This window comes from Nioella sediminis (genome assembly GCF_001879695.1).
GTDB classification, from domain to species: domain Bacteria; phylum Pseudomonadota; class Alphaproteobacteria; order Rhodobacterales; family Rhodobacteraceae; genus Nioella; species Nioella sediminis.
Map to the genome: position 1 here is coordinate 23,261 of NZ_MNBL01000020.1, position 14,688 is coordinate 37,948.

The following is a 14,688-nucleotide window of genomic DNA, read 5'->3' on the forward strand; positions in this document are numbered from 1 at the left end:
CCTGCTGTTCCGGCTTACTGGGCCATGCCGAGTTCGGTCAGCAACGCGCCATAGAAGGCATCGTCCTCAGCGATCAGCGCACCGAATTCGGCGGCGGGCAGGAAGGCCGGGGTAAAGCCGATATTGCCCGATGCTTCCTGGAAGGTGTCGCTCATGACGGCGGCTTCCGCTGCGGCCTGAAGGGCGGCAACAACGTCATCGGGGGTGCCCGCCGGGGCTGCAAGGCCGCGCCACATCGAGATATTCACGTCATATCCCTGCTCCATCGCCGTGGCGACATCGGGCAGCACGTTGACCCGCGTGTCACCGGTCACGGCCAGCACGTTCAGCTCTCCTGCCTCGACATAGGAGGCGAACTGACCGGGCCACTGGATGGCGGCGTCGATCCGTTCCGCCAGCAGTTCCACCGGGGCACGCCCGTCGCCATAGGCGATATAGGCAACCTGCTCGCCGATCCCGAGCGCATCGAAGAGCGCCGCAGAGGTCAGATGGGTAAACGACCCGCGCCCGGAAATGCCGACGCGCAGCACATCACCAGAGGCCTGAACGGCTTCGACCATGTCAGAGAGGTCTTCCCACCCGGTCGACGCATTCACCGCCAGCGCCGGGATCTCGGTCGAGACACGGGCGATCGGTGCGAAGGCCTCGTAGTTGAAGTCGATCCGGCCCATGTGATTGCCGGTGTTGATGGAATTGGAGTTCCAGACGATGTTGTAGCCATCCGCGGGCGTGTTCACCACGTAGGAATAGCCGACCGCGCCACCGCCACCGGTCCGGCTTACGGGCACGATTGGCTGGCTCATTTCCTGCGACATCAGGTCGGTGAGAAGCTGTGCGATGGAATTCGCCGTACCGCCGAACAGGATGGTCATCTCGATCGGCCGGTCGGGGAACTCCGCCTGAGCGGTCCCGGCGAAGCTCATCGCTGCGGCGGCCAGCAGGCCGGTTGTGGCTCTGCGCAATGTCTTGATCTTTGTCATTGTCTTTCCTCCCAGTTGGTTGATGTTCTGCGCCCCCTCCTCCGGAGACGCGGTCTTTCGCGTGTCAAAGGCCTCTTCTGTGGGCCTCGGCACGATCCTGCCGCGCGGATTGCGCGATCTGTTCCCGGCCCGGCACATGGTTGCGCAGGGCGTCGAGGATCTTTTCCGGTGTTGCGGGTAGCGATTTGATGCGCACGCCAATGGCGTCGTAGATCGCGTTCATGATCGCGGGCGCGGTCGGCACAAGCGCCGGTTCCCCGATACCCTTGGCCTGAAGCGGGCTCAGCGGATCGGGATCCTCGACGATGGTGCAATTGATCTGCGGAATATCCAGCGACGTGGGCAGGATATACTTGGCGAACCCGTGGGTCGTCGTATAGCCCTTCTCGGTCTGGTAATCCTCCATCAGCGCCTGGCCGAGCCCCTGCACCACGCCGCCTTCGATCTGGCCCTCGACACCACGCGGGTTGATCGCCCGGCCCACGTCATGGGCGGCCCAGATGCCCAGAACCTGCACCTCGCCGGTCCATGTATCGACCTCGACCTCGGCGATCTGGGTGCCGAAGACATAGGCCTGCCACGGGCTGCCGGAACCATCGACGGGATCGAGCCCGGTGCCATGCGCGGTGAACGATGCAGACCCCACGGGCACGACGCCGCGCCCCTTGCAGGTCTTCACCGCCTCGTCCATCGACATGCGCAGGTTGGTGTCCTGCGCCCAAAGCTCGCCGTTGAAGGCGCGCAGGCTGTCCACCGGCACATCCCAGTGATCGGCGATTTCGGCGAAGAGCTTGGCGCGCGCATCGCGCGAGGCCAGAGCCACCGAATTGCCGATCATGTAGGTCTGGCGCGTGGCGCCTGCATGGGCGGCCTCGGGCGAGCGCGAGGTATCGTTGTCCCCGATAGTCACGTCTTCGGGGCGCACGCCCAGTTCCTCTGCTGCGACCTGCGCCAGCACCGTCAGGATGCCTTCACCGATCTCGGTCACGCCGGTGACGATCTTGGCGGTGCCGCCGTCATCCAGTTCGGCCCAGGCCCCGGCCCGGTCGATGGTGGCGGTCCGGGCGATGCCGTACCAACTCGACGCCATTCCGCGTCCGCGCATCTTGCGGTTCATGATGCTACCCTTTCGTCCTTGGTTTCGGTGTCGGCCGCGTCACCGATCCGCGCGCCAAGCGTGCAGGGCTTGCGCGCATCCGGCCCGCCGAGGTCGCCACGCCGGGGGCCGCGCACCTTGGGTGCGCCCGCTTCCCAACGCGAGGCCGCTTCCGCCGCGTCCAGCACCCGGTCGAGCGAGGCGGTGGTCAGTTCCTGCTGCGTATGGGTGCGCGAGCCGATCCGCATCATGTTGATGCGGCGCAACTCGAACGGGTCCATGTCCAGCGCCTCGGCGGCCATGTCCATCATGCTCTCGGTTGCGAATTGCGCCTGCATGCCGCCAAAGGTGCGGAACGCGCCCGATGGCGTGTTGTTGGTATAGACCACCTTGGTATCGACCTTGAGGTTATGCACCTCGTAAGGTCCGCAGGACAGGATCGCCGCCTTGCGCATCACGCCTTCGCTGGACATGCCGTAGGCGCCGCCGTCGCTGAGCATGTCGAACTCGATCGCGGTGATCTCGCCCGACCACTTGAGGCCCATCTTGTACTTGACCCGAGACGGGTGCCGCTTGGCGCTTGCCACAAGGCTTTCCTCGCGGGTGAAGTTCAGTTGCACCGGGCGATGCGTCTTCATGGCTGCCAGCGCCAGCATGCCCTGGTAGATCATGTCCTCCTTGCCGCCAAAGCCGCCTCCAACGGGGCTCATTATGAAGCGCACCTTGTTGATCGGCAGATCGAGGATATGGGCCAGCATGTGCCGGTGATGGGTGATGTTCTGAGAGGGCGAGAGCACCGTGACCACATCGTCGTGATCGACATAGGCGATGCCCGCTTCCGGCTCCAGATAGGCGTGTTCGACCTGTTGGGTGCGGAACTCGTCCTCCAGGATCAGATCGGCCTCGGCAAAGCCCTTGTCGATGTCGCCCTTGCGGATCGGGATATGCTTGATGACGTTGTCCTGCGCGTAATCGTGGATCACGGGCGCGCCGGGTTTCAGCGCGTCCTCGGGCGCGTAGATGCCCGGCAGTTCCTCGTATTCCACCTTGATCTTGGCCAGTGCGCGGCGCGCTGTGACCAGGTCTTCGGCGGCAACAGCCGCAACTGCCTCGCCGAAATGGCGCACCTTGCCGCGCGCCATGATCGGCTGGTCATGGATGAATACGCCGAACCCGTCCGTGCCGGGCACGTCATCTGCGGTGATCACGCAGGCCACACCGTCCATCGCCTCGGCTTCGCTGGTGTCGATGGACACGATCCGCGCATGGGGCATCGGCGCCCGCAGCACCTGCATCTGCAGCATGTCCACCATCTTCATGTCGGCGGCATATTTCAGACGGCCCGAGACCTTCGACGGCGCATCCAGACGGCGCACATTGGCCCCGATGAAGGACTCGCCCGTCGCATCCTCGTCCAGTGCGGTTTCCGGCAAGCGGCCTGCGATTACGTCGCGGGCGATCTCGACCGCCTCGAAGATCTTGGTGTAGCCGGTGCAGCGGCAGATATTGCCGCCAAGGCGTTCCTTGATCTCCTCGATCCCCGCATCGGGGTTTTCGCGCAAGGCGGAGGTCGCGGCCATCACCATGCCGGGGATACAGTAGCCGCACTGGCTGGCCCCGGTCTTGTGAAAGGCCTGCTGCACCGGGGTGAGAGAGCCGGGCCGCGCCAGCCCTTCGATGGTTTCGATCTTCGCGCCATCGGCCTTGGCGGCGGGCATCAGACAGGATTTCACCAGCTTGCCATCCACGAAGACGGAACAGGTGCCGCATTCGCCCGCGCCGCAGCCTTCCTTGGTGCCGGTGAGGTTCAGATCCTCGCGCAGGAAGTCCAGAAGGCGTTTATGCGGCTCGGTCTGTTTCACGACCTTGCGGCCGTTCACATCCATGGTCAGGTCGATCTTAGGCATTCTCGGTCTCCCCGAAATTCTTGAACTTGGCGCCGATTTCCGGCTGGTTGGCGAGTGCCTCTTCCAGCCCGGCGCGCACGAAATTCACCACCACGTCGCGGCGGTATTCCTTGCGGCTGCGCGATCCGACAGAGTCGGCGGCGCTTTCCGCCACCCGCTGGATCAGCTCCTGCGTGATGCGTTCTCCCTTCAGGCGCCGTTCGGCGTCGCGCAGGCGGATGGGACGTGGTCCGACCCCGCCGAGCGCCAGCCGGACATCCTCGAACATGGTGCCGGTGCTGTCGGCGCGCACCAGCGCGGCACAACAGGCGACCGAGATCACCAGCGACCGGCGCTGCCCCACCTTCTGGAACGAGCCGCCGTAGCCATAGGCGCTGTCCACGGTGACGGCGGTGGCAATCTCGCCGGGTTGAATGAGGGTCCGGCCAGGGCCTTCGATGAAATCGACAACGGGGACCGTGCGGCGTTTCACGTCGCCTTCTTCCAGCCGCGTCAGTTCGATCTCGCCATTCAGGGCCACGACCGGAGGGGTGCCGTCGGCAACCGGTGACGCATTCACCAGGTTGCCGACGACGGTTGCCTGTTCACGGATCTGGTCGTCGGCAAACCAGATCGCGCAATAGGGCATGCAGGGAAGGTTGCTCATCAGGGTGCGGTCGGTCAGGAAGTCCTGATAGACGGTCGCGGCCCCCAGACGAATGCGCCCCTTGTCACAGGAATACCCCTTCAGTTCCGGGATCTTCGTGACGTCGATCAGCGCCGGGATTTCGACATCCCCTGCCCGGCCCTCACGGGCCCAGGGCAGGATGTCGGTGGCGCCGGAGACGAGCCGGCTGCCATCCGGTGCATCACCCCAGAGGCGCAACGCCTCTTCGAGGGTTTTCGGAACGTGGTAGCTCTCACAGATCAGCATTGGCTCGTCTCCTTCGTGCGACCTTATTCCGCCGCGACCTTGCCGGCTTCGGCGTGCTTGTTCTTCACCACCACCTTGATGGCATCCTCGACCCGGTCCTTGGCGTAGCGCAGGGCCTCTTTCAGGTCGGACATCTCAAAGGTGTGGGTATGGATCAGCGTGGCGTCGAAACGCTTCTGCCGCATGAAGGCCTCGGCCCGGTGCGTGGCGGTCTTGCCCTCGCCGCGGATGCCGTAGAGGTAGATGTTGTTGCGCACCAGATAGGCGACATCGACCTCGGGGCTGTTATGCGGGAAGGCCGCGAGACAGATCTTGCCGCCCCGGTTCACCATCAGTGCCGCTTCGTTTACACCGTTGGGTGCCCCGGCGCATTCCACCACGTAATCGACGCCCTTGCCGCCGGTCAGTTCGCGGACCTTCTCGACCGCGTCTTCGTTGCGCACGTTGATCACGTGATCGGCGCCAAGCTGCTTGCCGATTTCCAGACGGTTGTCGCGGGTGCCGGTCAGGATCACCGGCTGCGCGCCAAGCGCCTTGGCCACGGCCGCGCCCATCAGACCGATCGGACCGGGGCCGGTCACGACCACGCTTTCACCAGCGACGAGGCCGCCCAGTTCGGTCAGGCCATACATCGCGGTGCCAGCCGTCACGACCAGCGTCGCCTCTTCGTCGGTCATGTTGTCATCGACATGAACCAGCGTGTTGATGTTGTTCACCGCGTATTCGGCAAAGCCGCCATCGGTGGTGAAGCCGTTGGCGCGATGGCCCTTGTCCACGCCGCCGTAGTTCTTGCCGTAGTTGTGGCAGGAGGTGTACATCCCTTGACGGCAGCGCTTGCACTGGCCACAGCCGGCGTGAATCTCCACCGTCACACGCTCGCCGATTTCGTATTCATCGACACCGGGGCCAAGCGCCACGACGGTGCCCATGTATTCATGGCCGGGGGTGAAGTTCTTGTTGAACGGATCGCCACCATGGATCTGGGCGGGCGGGCCGTGATGGATGATCTCCAGATCGGTCGCGCAGATTGCAACCGCGTCGATACGGACCAGGACCTCCGCCTTGCCCGGCACGGGAACCGGCTTGTCCGAAAGCGTCAGCTCGCCGGGATCGCCCAGAACCCAGGCTTTCATCGTCTCGGGCACCGGGTAATCCGGGCTGGTTTTCACATTGGCGGGAAGCGTCATGTCCTGTCCTCCTAAGGTTGCTAACGGGGCTGCTAACGTTGCGCGTTTCGCAGCTTGTTCGAGAATATGTTGGCCGCCTCGATCATCTGGCGGGTCAGCTGGGCCTTGCGCTCCTCGGTCGCCTCGCTGGCGGGCAGCGTCGTCGAGATGGACGCCACGACCGCGCCGCCCCCCTCGCGGATGGCCGATCCGATGCAGACGACGCCCTCGCGCAGTTCCTCGTTGTCGATGGCGTATTTGAAGCGGCGCACGCTGCGCAGTTCTTCCACGAGACCGGACAGGCTGTTGATCGTGTTGGGCGTGTAGGATTTCAGCCCATTGGTCGAAATGATCCGCACAAGTTCCGTATCGGGGATCCAGGCAAGAATGGCCTTGCCCGTCGCGGTTGCGTGCAGCGCGGTCATCTTTTCGACCTCGTTGGGCTCTTGCAGGGTCGAGGCCGCGCCGGGAAAGCTGAGCTTGGTCAGCAGCGACGTTTCGCTAAGCACGGCAAGCTGCACGCCGAGCCCGAGCTGTTCGCCCAAGCGCCGCAGGTCTTCGCGCAGCAGAACCGCCGGGTCGGAGTCATGCTCCATCATCTCCAGCAGTTCCCGAACCCGCGGGCCAAGCGCATATCCACGGCTGCGGCTGATATGGGTCAGATACCCCCGCGCCACGAGCGTCATGACAAGGTGATGGCAGGTCGAGGCGTTCAGGCCGATCCGATCCGACAATTCCGACAAGGTGATGCCGTCGATTTCACCGGCTGCCAGTTCCAGAAGCGTCAGGGCCCGATCAACCGACTGGATCGTCCGAACCGGTTTTTGCGGGCTGCGCAGCACGCCTCGCAGGTCCTCTGCCGACCGGTCCTGAGTGTGAAGCTGTTCGTTCATGATCTGGCGATCTCCTCTGGCATCAGGGTTTCGAAATGGGCCCCTCAGGGCAAGATAATTTGATTATATTGGCTATAATTTGATATCGTGAAACTTAATTCGACCACGCCAGGACACTACCGGATCGCTACAGATGAAAAATCCCCTTAAGATCAATGGGCTAGAAGGCTTTCCTCGCCCCTCTGCCATTGCTGCAATTGCGAAGGCCTCACGCAGCATTCCCTTCGCAAAGACGCGAATCGGGGGCAGAGCCAATGGGCTGACCATGGCACGGATTGCGGATCTCAGGTCACTAATTTCACAATATCAAATTCGCAATCCAGAACTCCGTTTTGTTGACAGCTGCACTGGACTTTCGCCAATGGGCAACCAAATGCCCGTAACACGTAAGCTCCGGGGCGAACCCATCGGTCGGGGCAGACAAGAGAGGATGACCTCAAGATGAAATTCATAGCCTATGTCAGTCAGGCCGAGCGGCCCTTCTCTCAGGAAGATCTTGGCGAATTGCTGCGCCACAGCCGCGCGCGGAATGAAAAGGACGGCGTCACCGGATGCCTCGTCTATCGCTTCAACGAGGATTTCCGCCGCGGGAATTTCATTCAGGTTCTGGAAGGGCCGGACGCGGCCATTGACGATGTCTGGCGCCGGATTTCCAACGATACAAGGCACCATACCATTGTGGTGATCGACGAGGGGCCGATTGACGACAGGATGTTTTCCAACTGGTCCATGGGCTTCAAGAATGTCGACGCCGATGACCTGACCGGCGTCGAAGGTTTCGCCGATCTCGGCAGCGATGCCTTCTGGCAACGGGCAAGCGACGGCGAGCTGTCCAACGGGCTGCAATTGCTGCGCAGCTTCTACGAGGGCTGAGCGCCGCCTGCTTTCGGTCCGCCTCAGCCCGGACGCGCCAGCCTTTCGATCCCGCGGTCGATCGACACCGCCACGACCAACAGCAGGCCGGTCACGATCAGACGCGCCTCATTGGCCACGCCCATCAGGTTCAGCCCGTTCGACACGGTTGCGATGATCAGCGCCCCGAACAGGGCCCCGACGACCATGCCGCGCCCGCCGAACAGGCTCACCCCGCCAATGACCGCCGCTGCGATGCTTTCCAGCAGCAGCGCCCCGCCGCCGACGCCGCCGCCAGACGACACCGATACGCCAAGCGAGCGCGAGGCCGACAGGATACCGCCAAAGGCCGCCATGCCGCCCGCGATGGCGAAAGCGGTGATCTTGATACGGTCTACCTTGATGCCCGCCCGCCGCGCGGCCTCGGCATTGTTGCCGATGGCATAAAGATAGGTGCCAAAGCGGGTTTCGGAGGTGATGTAGGACATGATCCCAAGCAGCGCGAGGAACAGGATGACCGGCATCGGCAACCCCCGCTGGTTTTCCAGAAAGATCAGAACCCCGACAAGAAACAGCGCCACGATGACCACCGGCAGCAGAACGCCCGCGTTGAAGGATGCAGACAGCCCCGCCCGCTGGCGTGACCGCCAGGTCGATCCCATGACCAGGGCGAACAGCACGATGGCGCACAGCACCAGCCCCCAGGCCATTGGGCCGGTCACATGGGTCGCGGCAAGCTGATCGACACCGGAATTCATCAGGTTATAGCGGCCCGTGCGCGGCAGCAGCAGCAACTGGATGCCGTTCAGCACCAGCCCCACGCCAAGCGTCACCACGAAGGACGGCACCCCGATCAGCGTCACCCACCTTGCCGAGGCCGCTCCGACAATCCCGCCCAGTGCAACGCCCGCAAGGATCGCAAGCGGCACCGGCAGGCCGAAATCCATCACCAGCTTGGCCATGAAGACAGAAGCCACGCCCGAGGTTGCGGCGACAGACAGGTCAATCTCACCCGTTAGCAGCACGAAGACGAGGCCAAGCGCGATGATCCCGGTCACGGTCGATTGCACCAGCAGGTTGGACAGGTTGCGGCTTGTCAGGAACACATCCGACTGCGTTGCAAAGAAAAGGAACAGTGCGATCAGGCCAACGGCCACCGGCACGAAACTAAGCTCATTGCCCAGACGTTCCGTCAGCGACCGTGTCGGCGTCGCTGTGGGCGTGGGAGGGATGGATATATCGGTCATTCGTCTGTCCTCGCCTCAGCCTGCCATGTTGACGGCTTCATTGCCGCCCACCATCGCGTTGACGACCTGCTCGCCGGTCACGTCCTTGGAATTGAAGCTGGCGGCGTTGCGCCCCAGCCGCAGCACCTCGATCCGGTCGGTGTTGTCCAGAACGAAGTGATGGATGTCATGGCTGATCACCAGCACGGCCAGCCCGTGCGAGGCCAGTTCGCGCACGAGGTCACCCACCTGTTCCGCCGCCGAATGGCTCAGCGCCGCCGTCGGCTCATCCAGCAGCACCACCTTGGGTTCCCACAGGATCGACCGGGCGATGGCGATGTTCTGGCGTTGCCCGCCCGACATGGCGCCCACGTTGCGGGTCAACGAGATGGAGTCGAGCCGGAGCCGCTTTAGCACCTCCTTCGCCCGCCTCTCCGCCGCCGCGCGACTGACGCGGTAGCCCGTGTACCACGGCCCGGTCAGTTCCCGCCCCAGAAAGAGGTTCTGAACCGCATCGAGATTGTCGCACAGCGCGAGGTCCTGATAGACCGTCTGCACCCCCATATCGGCCACCTCGGCCGGGTTGGACACGGCGACCTCCCGCCCCTCGAACTGATAGGTGCCGCTATCGGGCCGGTGCACGCCGGACATCACCTTGACCAGCGTCGATTTTCCCGCCCCGTTATCGCCCACAAGCGCCACGACCTTGCCGGGCTCCAGATCGAGCGACACGTCGGTCAGCGCCTTGACGCCGCCGAAATGCTTGGTGATGCCACGCAGGCTGAGGATGGGCTGTGTCATGTCTGCCTTTCCGTATCGCGAGGTCGCCGGCGGAGGTTGCGCCGCCGACGACCGGGAGAAACCTCTGCTGTCAGAGGTTATCCTGGCACAATTGAGAGTCTTCCGCGCCCTGGCAGACTTCAGCCCAGGTGTAGATACCGGCTTCGACCACATCCGAGATGTTGTCGAGCGTGACGTTGTTCACCGGCAGGAAGGCGGCGGGGACCATCATGTAGTCATTGTCCACCTCGCCGTTCATCCATTCGGCGGGCAGGTCCTCACCGTTCAGGATCGCGACCGCCATGTCGGCAGCGGCCTCGGCCATCACCCGCAGGTCCTTGAAGACAGTGTTGTCCTGCCAGCCCTGCGCGATGAACTGCAACGCCTCGATGGTGGCGTCCTGACCGCCGGTCACGACGATTTCGCCGGGTGCATAGCCCTGGCTGATCAGCGCGGCGACCGAGCCGCCGGTGGTGCCGTCATTCATGCCAAGGAACATGTCCACCTCGCCACCGGTCCGGGTCAGGCAGTCCTCTGCAAAGGCCTGCGCCTGCACCGGATCCCAGTTGGGGGTAAAGTCCTCGCAGACGATCTCCACCCGGCCCGATGCAATCAGCGGATCGAGATACTCGTTCTGGCCCAGCTCATACTGGGTGGTGCCGTATTCGCCCTGATTGCCCTTCACGCGGGCGATGCGGATCGTCCCCTCGGGCATCGCCTCGATCAGCTCCGCCGCGCGCTGGCCCTGTGCCTGGCCCACGGCGCGGGCGTTGAACAGAACATGCGCCTCGGCCAGACCGCCGATCGCGTCATGTTCGTAAAGCAGAACCGGAACCCCCGCCTCTTCCGCGGCGCGCAGCGCGCCCGCAGACAGGTTGGCGTCGGACGAGGTATAGACGATCAGGTCAGCCCCCTGCGCGATGGCGTCTTCCACCAGCCGCTGCTGGCGCACCGGGTCGCCCTCTCCGTTCTGCACGGTGACCGTGGCCCCCGGCATCCGTTCTTCCATCGCCGCCACGAACAGAGGCGCGTCGCGGCGTTCGAAGCGGATTGTGGTGGAATTGGGTAGCATGAAGAACACTTGCTCGCCATCGGCCAGCGCGGGCGCGGCGGTGAAGCCGGCCACGGTAAGCGCAACGGCGGCGCTGCTATTGGTCAGGATTTTCGTCAGTCTGGTCATTGTCGTCCTCCCTTGATGTCGGTGGCCCATCGGGGCCTTGCGGGTCCGGCCGCGCGGGGCCGGTTCCAGTTCGGTATTCGTGTGCTCAGTCTAGGCCCGCAGCCCGCCCCGGTCGTGTCGAGTTCTGTCCAGTCTGGAACCGGACAGCCCCCGTCAGTCCGGTTTCGCAGGTAGGGGAGTCGCCTCGTAGCAGCCGATAACCCCCTGATCGAAATCGAGAACGGATCCCGTCATGATGCCCGACTCGTCACTGGCCAGATGCGCGATCCAGCGCGCGACCTCGTTCATGTTCAGCAACCTGCCAGCAGGCAACTGCCTGCCCGCCTCGGCCTGCCAGCCATCGGGCATGTCGTGGAATGTCTTCTGCGTGATGTCCTCGGCGGGGGTGTCCATCCAGCCGATGGCCAGCGCATTCACCCGGATTCCGTCACGCATCAGCGAAAAGGCCGCGTTCTTGGTGGTGGCCACAAGCGCCGCCTTGGACGCGGCATAAACCGTCAGAAACGGCACCCCGCCATGGGCGGTCACGGTGGCCACGTTGACGATGGCCCCCGGCTTGCCCTCTGCCCGCCAGTGATTGGCCGCGTTCTGCATCAGGAAGAAGGGCGCGCGGGCGTTGATCGCGAAGGTGCGTTCCCAAAGTGCCGCGTCCCCATCCAGAATGCCGCCCCGGTCGGTGATCCCGGCGGAATTGACGAGGATGTCATAGGTTCCGAATTCGGCAATCGCGCGGTCGTGGATAAACTGGCAATCGTCCAGATCGGTCAGGTCGGCGCGGTGATAGACCACCCTTTGTTCCGACGTAGTCAGCGCGTCTGCCGCCGCCTGCCCCTCGGCCTCTTTGCGGCCCATGATCAGGGCGCCTTTCAGCCCGCGCCGCAGCATCAGCTTGACCGCTGTCAGACCAAGCCCCTGCGTGGACCCGGTCACAACCGCCACCTTACCCGCGAATTGCCGGTCCAGCGGGACATCAGTCTCGGACGCCGCGTGATAGGCGGCACTGCCATAGGGGCTTTGATAGTTGGTCATGCGTAATTCACCTCCACCGGCTTGTTGGTCTGGTAGGATTTCAGCGCCGCCTCGGACAGCAGCAGCGCCCGCCGCCCGTCCTCGAATGTCACGTTCGGGGGTTTGCCCGCCGTCACCTGGTCGATGAAATCGCGGATCTCGGCCTCGTAGGCGGCGCGGTAGCGCTCGATGAAGAAATAGAGCAACTCGTCCTTCGTCGCCGTCCCCCCCGCCCCATGGCGCGACACCTCGGTCGGGCGGTGGTTGTTGGACCGCACCATGCCCTCGGCCCCGAATGCTTCGACCCGCTGGTCATAGCCGTAGTTGGTGCGCCGCGAATTGTTGATATGGCACAGCGCGCCCGACGCCGTGCGCATCACGATCATCGCCGTATCCACGTCGCCCAGTTCCGCGAAGATCGGGTCGACGCGGTTTGCGGCCATAGCGAACACCTCGACCGGCTCTTCGCCAAGGACGAACCGCGCCATGTCCATGTCGTGGATCGTGGTGTCGCGGAACAGGCCGCCGCAGGCCTCCAGAATGGCCCGGGGGGGAGGAGGCCCCGGGTCCCTGCTTGTGATGACAAGCAGTTCCAGCGCCCCGATCTCGCCTGCTGCGACAGCTTTCTGCACGCCTGCGTGGCTGGGATCGAACCGCCGGTTGAAACCAAGTTGAAGCGGAACGTCGAAGGCAGCCAGCTTCTCTCGGCACTCCTCGACCTTGTTGATATCGACGTCGATCGGCTTCTCGCACAGGATCGGCTTGCCCGCTTCGGCGGAACGCAGGATCATCTCCACATGGGTGTTGGTGGGTGAGGCGATCAACACCGCGTCGACATCATCGGCCCCAAGCAGCGCATCCAGATCGGTCGTCGCCCGCGCCCCAACGGCGGCGGCGGTGCGTGCGGCGCTTTCCTCGAAGAGGTCATAACACCAGGTCACCCGCGCATCGGGCTGCAACGCCACAAGGCGCGCATGCATGTCGCCGATCCGACCGGTGCCGATTATTCCGAAGCGAAGCATCGCGCCCCTCCCTTACATCCGATTTACGGACAGCCTCTTGGAAAATCCGCCGGTCAACAATGCAGGGTTTGTCCAGATTGGAACTGCGGCTCTCATGGGCAGCGGGAAAAAGTGACGGGAATGGAATTCTCTCGTGGTCGGTATGCTTGCTCACTGGGCGCGCCGCCCAACCAACGAAAAAGCCCCGAGGCTGGACCTCGGGGCTTTCTGATTTCAGGTTCGACGGGCGTCAGCTGATCTTTGGCAGAAGCGAGTCGATGCTGGCCTTGGCGTCACCGTAGAACATGCGCGTGTTCTCCTTGTAGAACAGCGGGTTCTCGATGCCGGAATAGCCGGTGCCCTGCCCGCGCTTGGACACGAAGACCTGCTTGGCTTTCCACACCTCCAGCACCGGCATGCCGGCGATGGGGCTGTTGGGATCTTCCTGCGCCGCCGGGTTCACGATGTCGTTCGAGCCGATCACGATCACCACGTCGGTGGACGGGAAGTCCTCGTTGATCTCGTCCATCTCCATCACGATGTCATAGGGCACTTTGGCTTCCGCCAGCAGCACGTTCATATGCCCCGGCAGACGGCCCGCAACGGGGTGGATGGCAAAGCGCACCTCCTTGCCCGCCGCGCGCAGCTTGCGCGTCAGGTCGGCCACCGCCGATTGCGCCTGCGCCACCGCCATGCCGTAGCCCGGCACGATGATCACGCTGTCGGCCTCATTGAGGGCCGTCGCCACGCCATCGGCGTCAATCGCCACCTGTTCGCCCTCGATCTCCATCGCGGGGCCCGCGGTGCCGCCGAAGCCGCCCAGGATTACGCTGATGAAGGACCGGTTCATCGCCTTGCACATGATGTAGGACAGGATCGCACCGGAGGAGCCGACCAGCGCCCCCACCACGATCAGCAGATCATTGCCGAGCGAGAAGCCAATCGCCGCCGCGGCCCAGCCCGAGTAGCTGTTCAGCATCGACACCACGACCGGCATGTCGGCGCCGCCGATGCCCATGATCAGGTGATAGCCGATGAAGAGCGCCGCCAGCGTCATGATGAAGAGCGGGAAAAAGCCGCCCGAGTTGAAGTACCAGATCAGGCAGATGACCGACAAAGCCGCCGCGCCCGCGTTCAGCGCGTGACCGCCGGGCAGCTTGGTCGCCGCCGAGGTCAGCTTGCCCGCCAGCTTGCCATAGGCCACCACAGACCCGGTGAAGGTCACCGCCCCGATGAAGATGCCCAGGAACAGTTCAACCCGCAGGATGTTCTGCTCGATCACCGATTTATGCGCCAGCAGTTCGGCAAACCCGGTCAGCGCCTCGCGCGCCTCCGGCTCCATGCCCAGCACGCGGACCAGCTCGAAATGGGCGTTGAAGCCCACGAACACCGCCGCAAGGCCCACCAGCGAGTGCATTGCGGCAACCAGCTGCGGCATCTCGGTCATCTCAACCTTCTTGGCCACGTACCAGCCGATGATACCGCCGCCCGCGATCAGCAGGATCGACAGCAGCCACAGGCCCGATCCGGGACCGATAAGGGTCGCAAAGACCGCCAACGCCATGCCGGCAATGCCGTACCACACCGCACGCTTGGCGCTTTCCTGCCCGGACAGACCGCCCAGCGAAAGGATGAAGAGAACCGCCGCGACCACATAGGCCGCCGTCGTGAATCCGAATTCCATAA

At 63.8% G+C, this 14,688-nt stretch carries 13 protein-coding genes; 1 reads left to right on the top strand and 12 read right to left on the bottom strand.

The window, feature by feature from the left end; genetic code table 11:
* Positions 1-14: 14 nt before the first annotated feature.
* The 6 genes from BKY26_RS02205 to BKY26_RS02230 all read right to left on the bottom strand — a co-directional run bounded on the left by BKY26_RS02205 (position 15) and on the right by BKY26_RS02230 (position 6,955).
* On the bottom strand, positions 15-980 hold the full coding sequence (locus BKY26_RS02205; RefSeq protein WP_071688766.1) for a Bug family tripartite tricarboxylate transporter substrate binding protein: 966 nt from the start codon (positions 978-980) through the stop codon (positions 15-17).
* A 64-nt stretch (positions 981-1,044) separates the two neighbouring features.
* Positions 1,045-2,097 carry a xanthine dehydrogenase family protein molybdopterin-binding subunit gene (locus BKY26_RS02210; protein WP_083431281.1) on the bottom strand — a complete coding sequence of 351 codons (1,053 nt, stop codon included), beginning with the start codon at positions 2,095-2,097 and terminating at the stop codon, positions 1,045-1,047.
* Positions 2,094-3,983, bottom strand: a complete 1,890-nt coding sequence (locus tag BKY26_RS02215) for a molybdopterin-dependent oxidoreductase (RefSeq protein ID WP_071688767.1) — start codon at positions 3,981-3,983, stop codon at positions 2,094-2,096. Before BKY26_RS02215 ends, BKY26_RS02210 begins: the two co-directional genes overlap by 4 nt.
* On the bottom strand, positions 3,976-4,896 hold the full coding sequence (locus tag BKY26_RS02220; RefSeq protein ID WP_071688768.1) for an FAD binding domain-containing protein: 921 nt from the start codon (positions 4,894-4,896) through the stop codon (positions 3,976-3,978). Before BKY26_RS02220 ends, BKY26_RS02215 begins: the two co-directional genes overlap by 8 nt.
* Before the next feature lie 23 nt (positions 4,897-4,919).
* Positions 4,920-6,083: a zinc-dependent alcohol dehydrogenase gene (locus tag BKY26_RS02225; protein WP_071688769.1), complete on the bottom strand. Its 1,164-nt coding sequence runs from the start codon at positions 6,081-6,083 to the stop codon at positions 4,920-4,922.
* Between the two features lie 32 nt (positions 6,084-6,115).
* Positions 6,116-6,955, bottom strand: a complete 840-nt coding sequence (locus tag BKY26_RS02230) for an IclR family transcriptional regulator (protein WP_071688770.1) — start codon at positions 6,953-6,955, stop codon at positions 6,116-6,118.
* A gap of 441 nt (positions 6,956-7,396) precedes the next feature.
* Here BKY26_RS02230 and BKY26_RS02235 point away from each other — a divergent pair, with 441 nt between their 5' ends.
* A complete protein-coding gene (locus tag BKY26_RS02235; protein WP_071688771.1) occupies positions 7,397-7,828 on the top strand; it encodes a BLUF domain-containing protein in 432 nt (143 codons plus the stop codon).
* A 23-nt stretch (positions 7,829-7,851) separates the two neighbouring features.
* On the opposite strand, the gene BKY26_RS02240 is transcribed toward BKY26_RS02235, so the two are convergent.
* The 6 genes from BKY26_RS02240 to BKY26_RS02265 all read right to left on the bottom strand — a co-directional run bounded on the left by BKY26_RS02240 (position 7,852) and on the right by BKY26_RS02265 (position 14,686).
* Positions 7,852-9,054, bottom strand: coding sequence for a sugar ABC transporter permease (locus BKY26_RS02240; RefSeq protein ID WP_071688772.1), 1,203 nt, complete (start codon positions 9,052-9,054; stop codon positions 7,852-7,854).
* A 15-nt stretch (positions 9,055-9,069) separates the two neighbouring features.
* The gene (locus tag BKY26_RS02245) at positions 9,070-9,834 is read right to left on the bottom strand and encodes an ATP-binding cassette domain-containing protein (protein WP_071688773.1); all 765 of its coding nucleotides are present in this window, start codon (positions 9,832-9,834) and stop codon (positions 9,070-9,072) included.
* A 70-nt stretch (positions 9,835-9,904) separates the two neighbouring features.
* Positions 9,905-10,993 (bottom strand): ABC transporter substrate-binding protein, encoded by a 1,089-nt coding sequence (locus BKY26_RS02250; protein WP_071688774.1) that lies wholly within the window; start codon positions 10,991-10,993, stop codon positions 9,905-9,907.
* Between the two features lie 153 nt (positions 10,994-11,146).
* Positions 11,147-12,022 (bottom strand): SDR family oxidoreductase, encoded by an 876-nt coding sequence (locus tag BKY26_RS02255; protein ID WP_083431282.1) that lies wholly within the window; start codon positions 12,020-12,022, stop codon positions 11,147-11,149.
* Positions 12,019-13,023, bottom strand: coding sequence for an inositol 2-dehydrogenase (gene iolG, locus BKY26_RS02260; RefSeq protein WP_071688775.1), 1,005 nt, complete (start codon positions 13,021-13,023; stop codon positions 12,019-12,021). The genes BKY26_RS02255 and iolG overlap by 4 nt, the downstream gene beginning before the upstream one ends.
* A 229-nt stretch (positions 13,024-13,252) precedes the next feature.
* The gene (locus tag BKY26_RS02265; RefSeq protein WP_071688776.1) at positions 13,253-14,686 is read right to left on the bottom strand and encodes an NAD(P)(+) transhydrogenase (Re/Si-specific) subunit beta; all 1,434 of its coding nucleotides are present in this window, start codon (positions 14,684-14,686) and stop codon (positions 13,253-13,255) included.
* Positions 14,687-14,688: the final 2 nt, after the last annotated feature.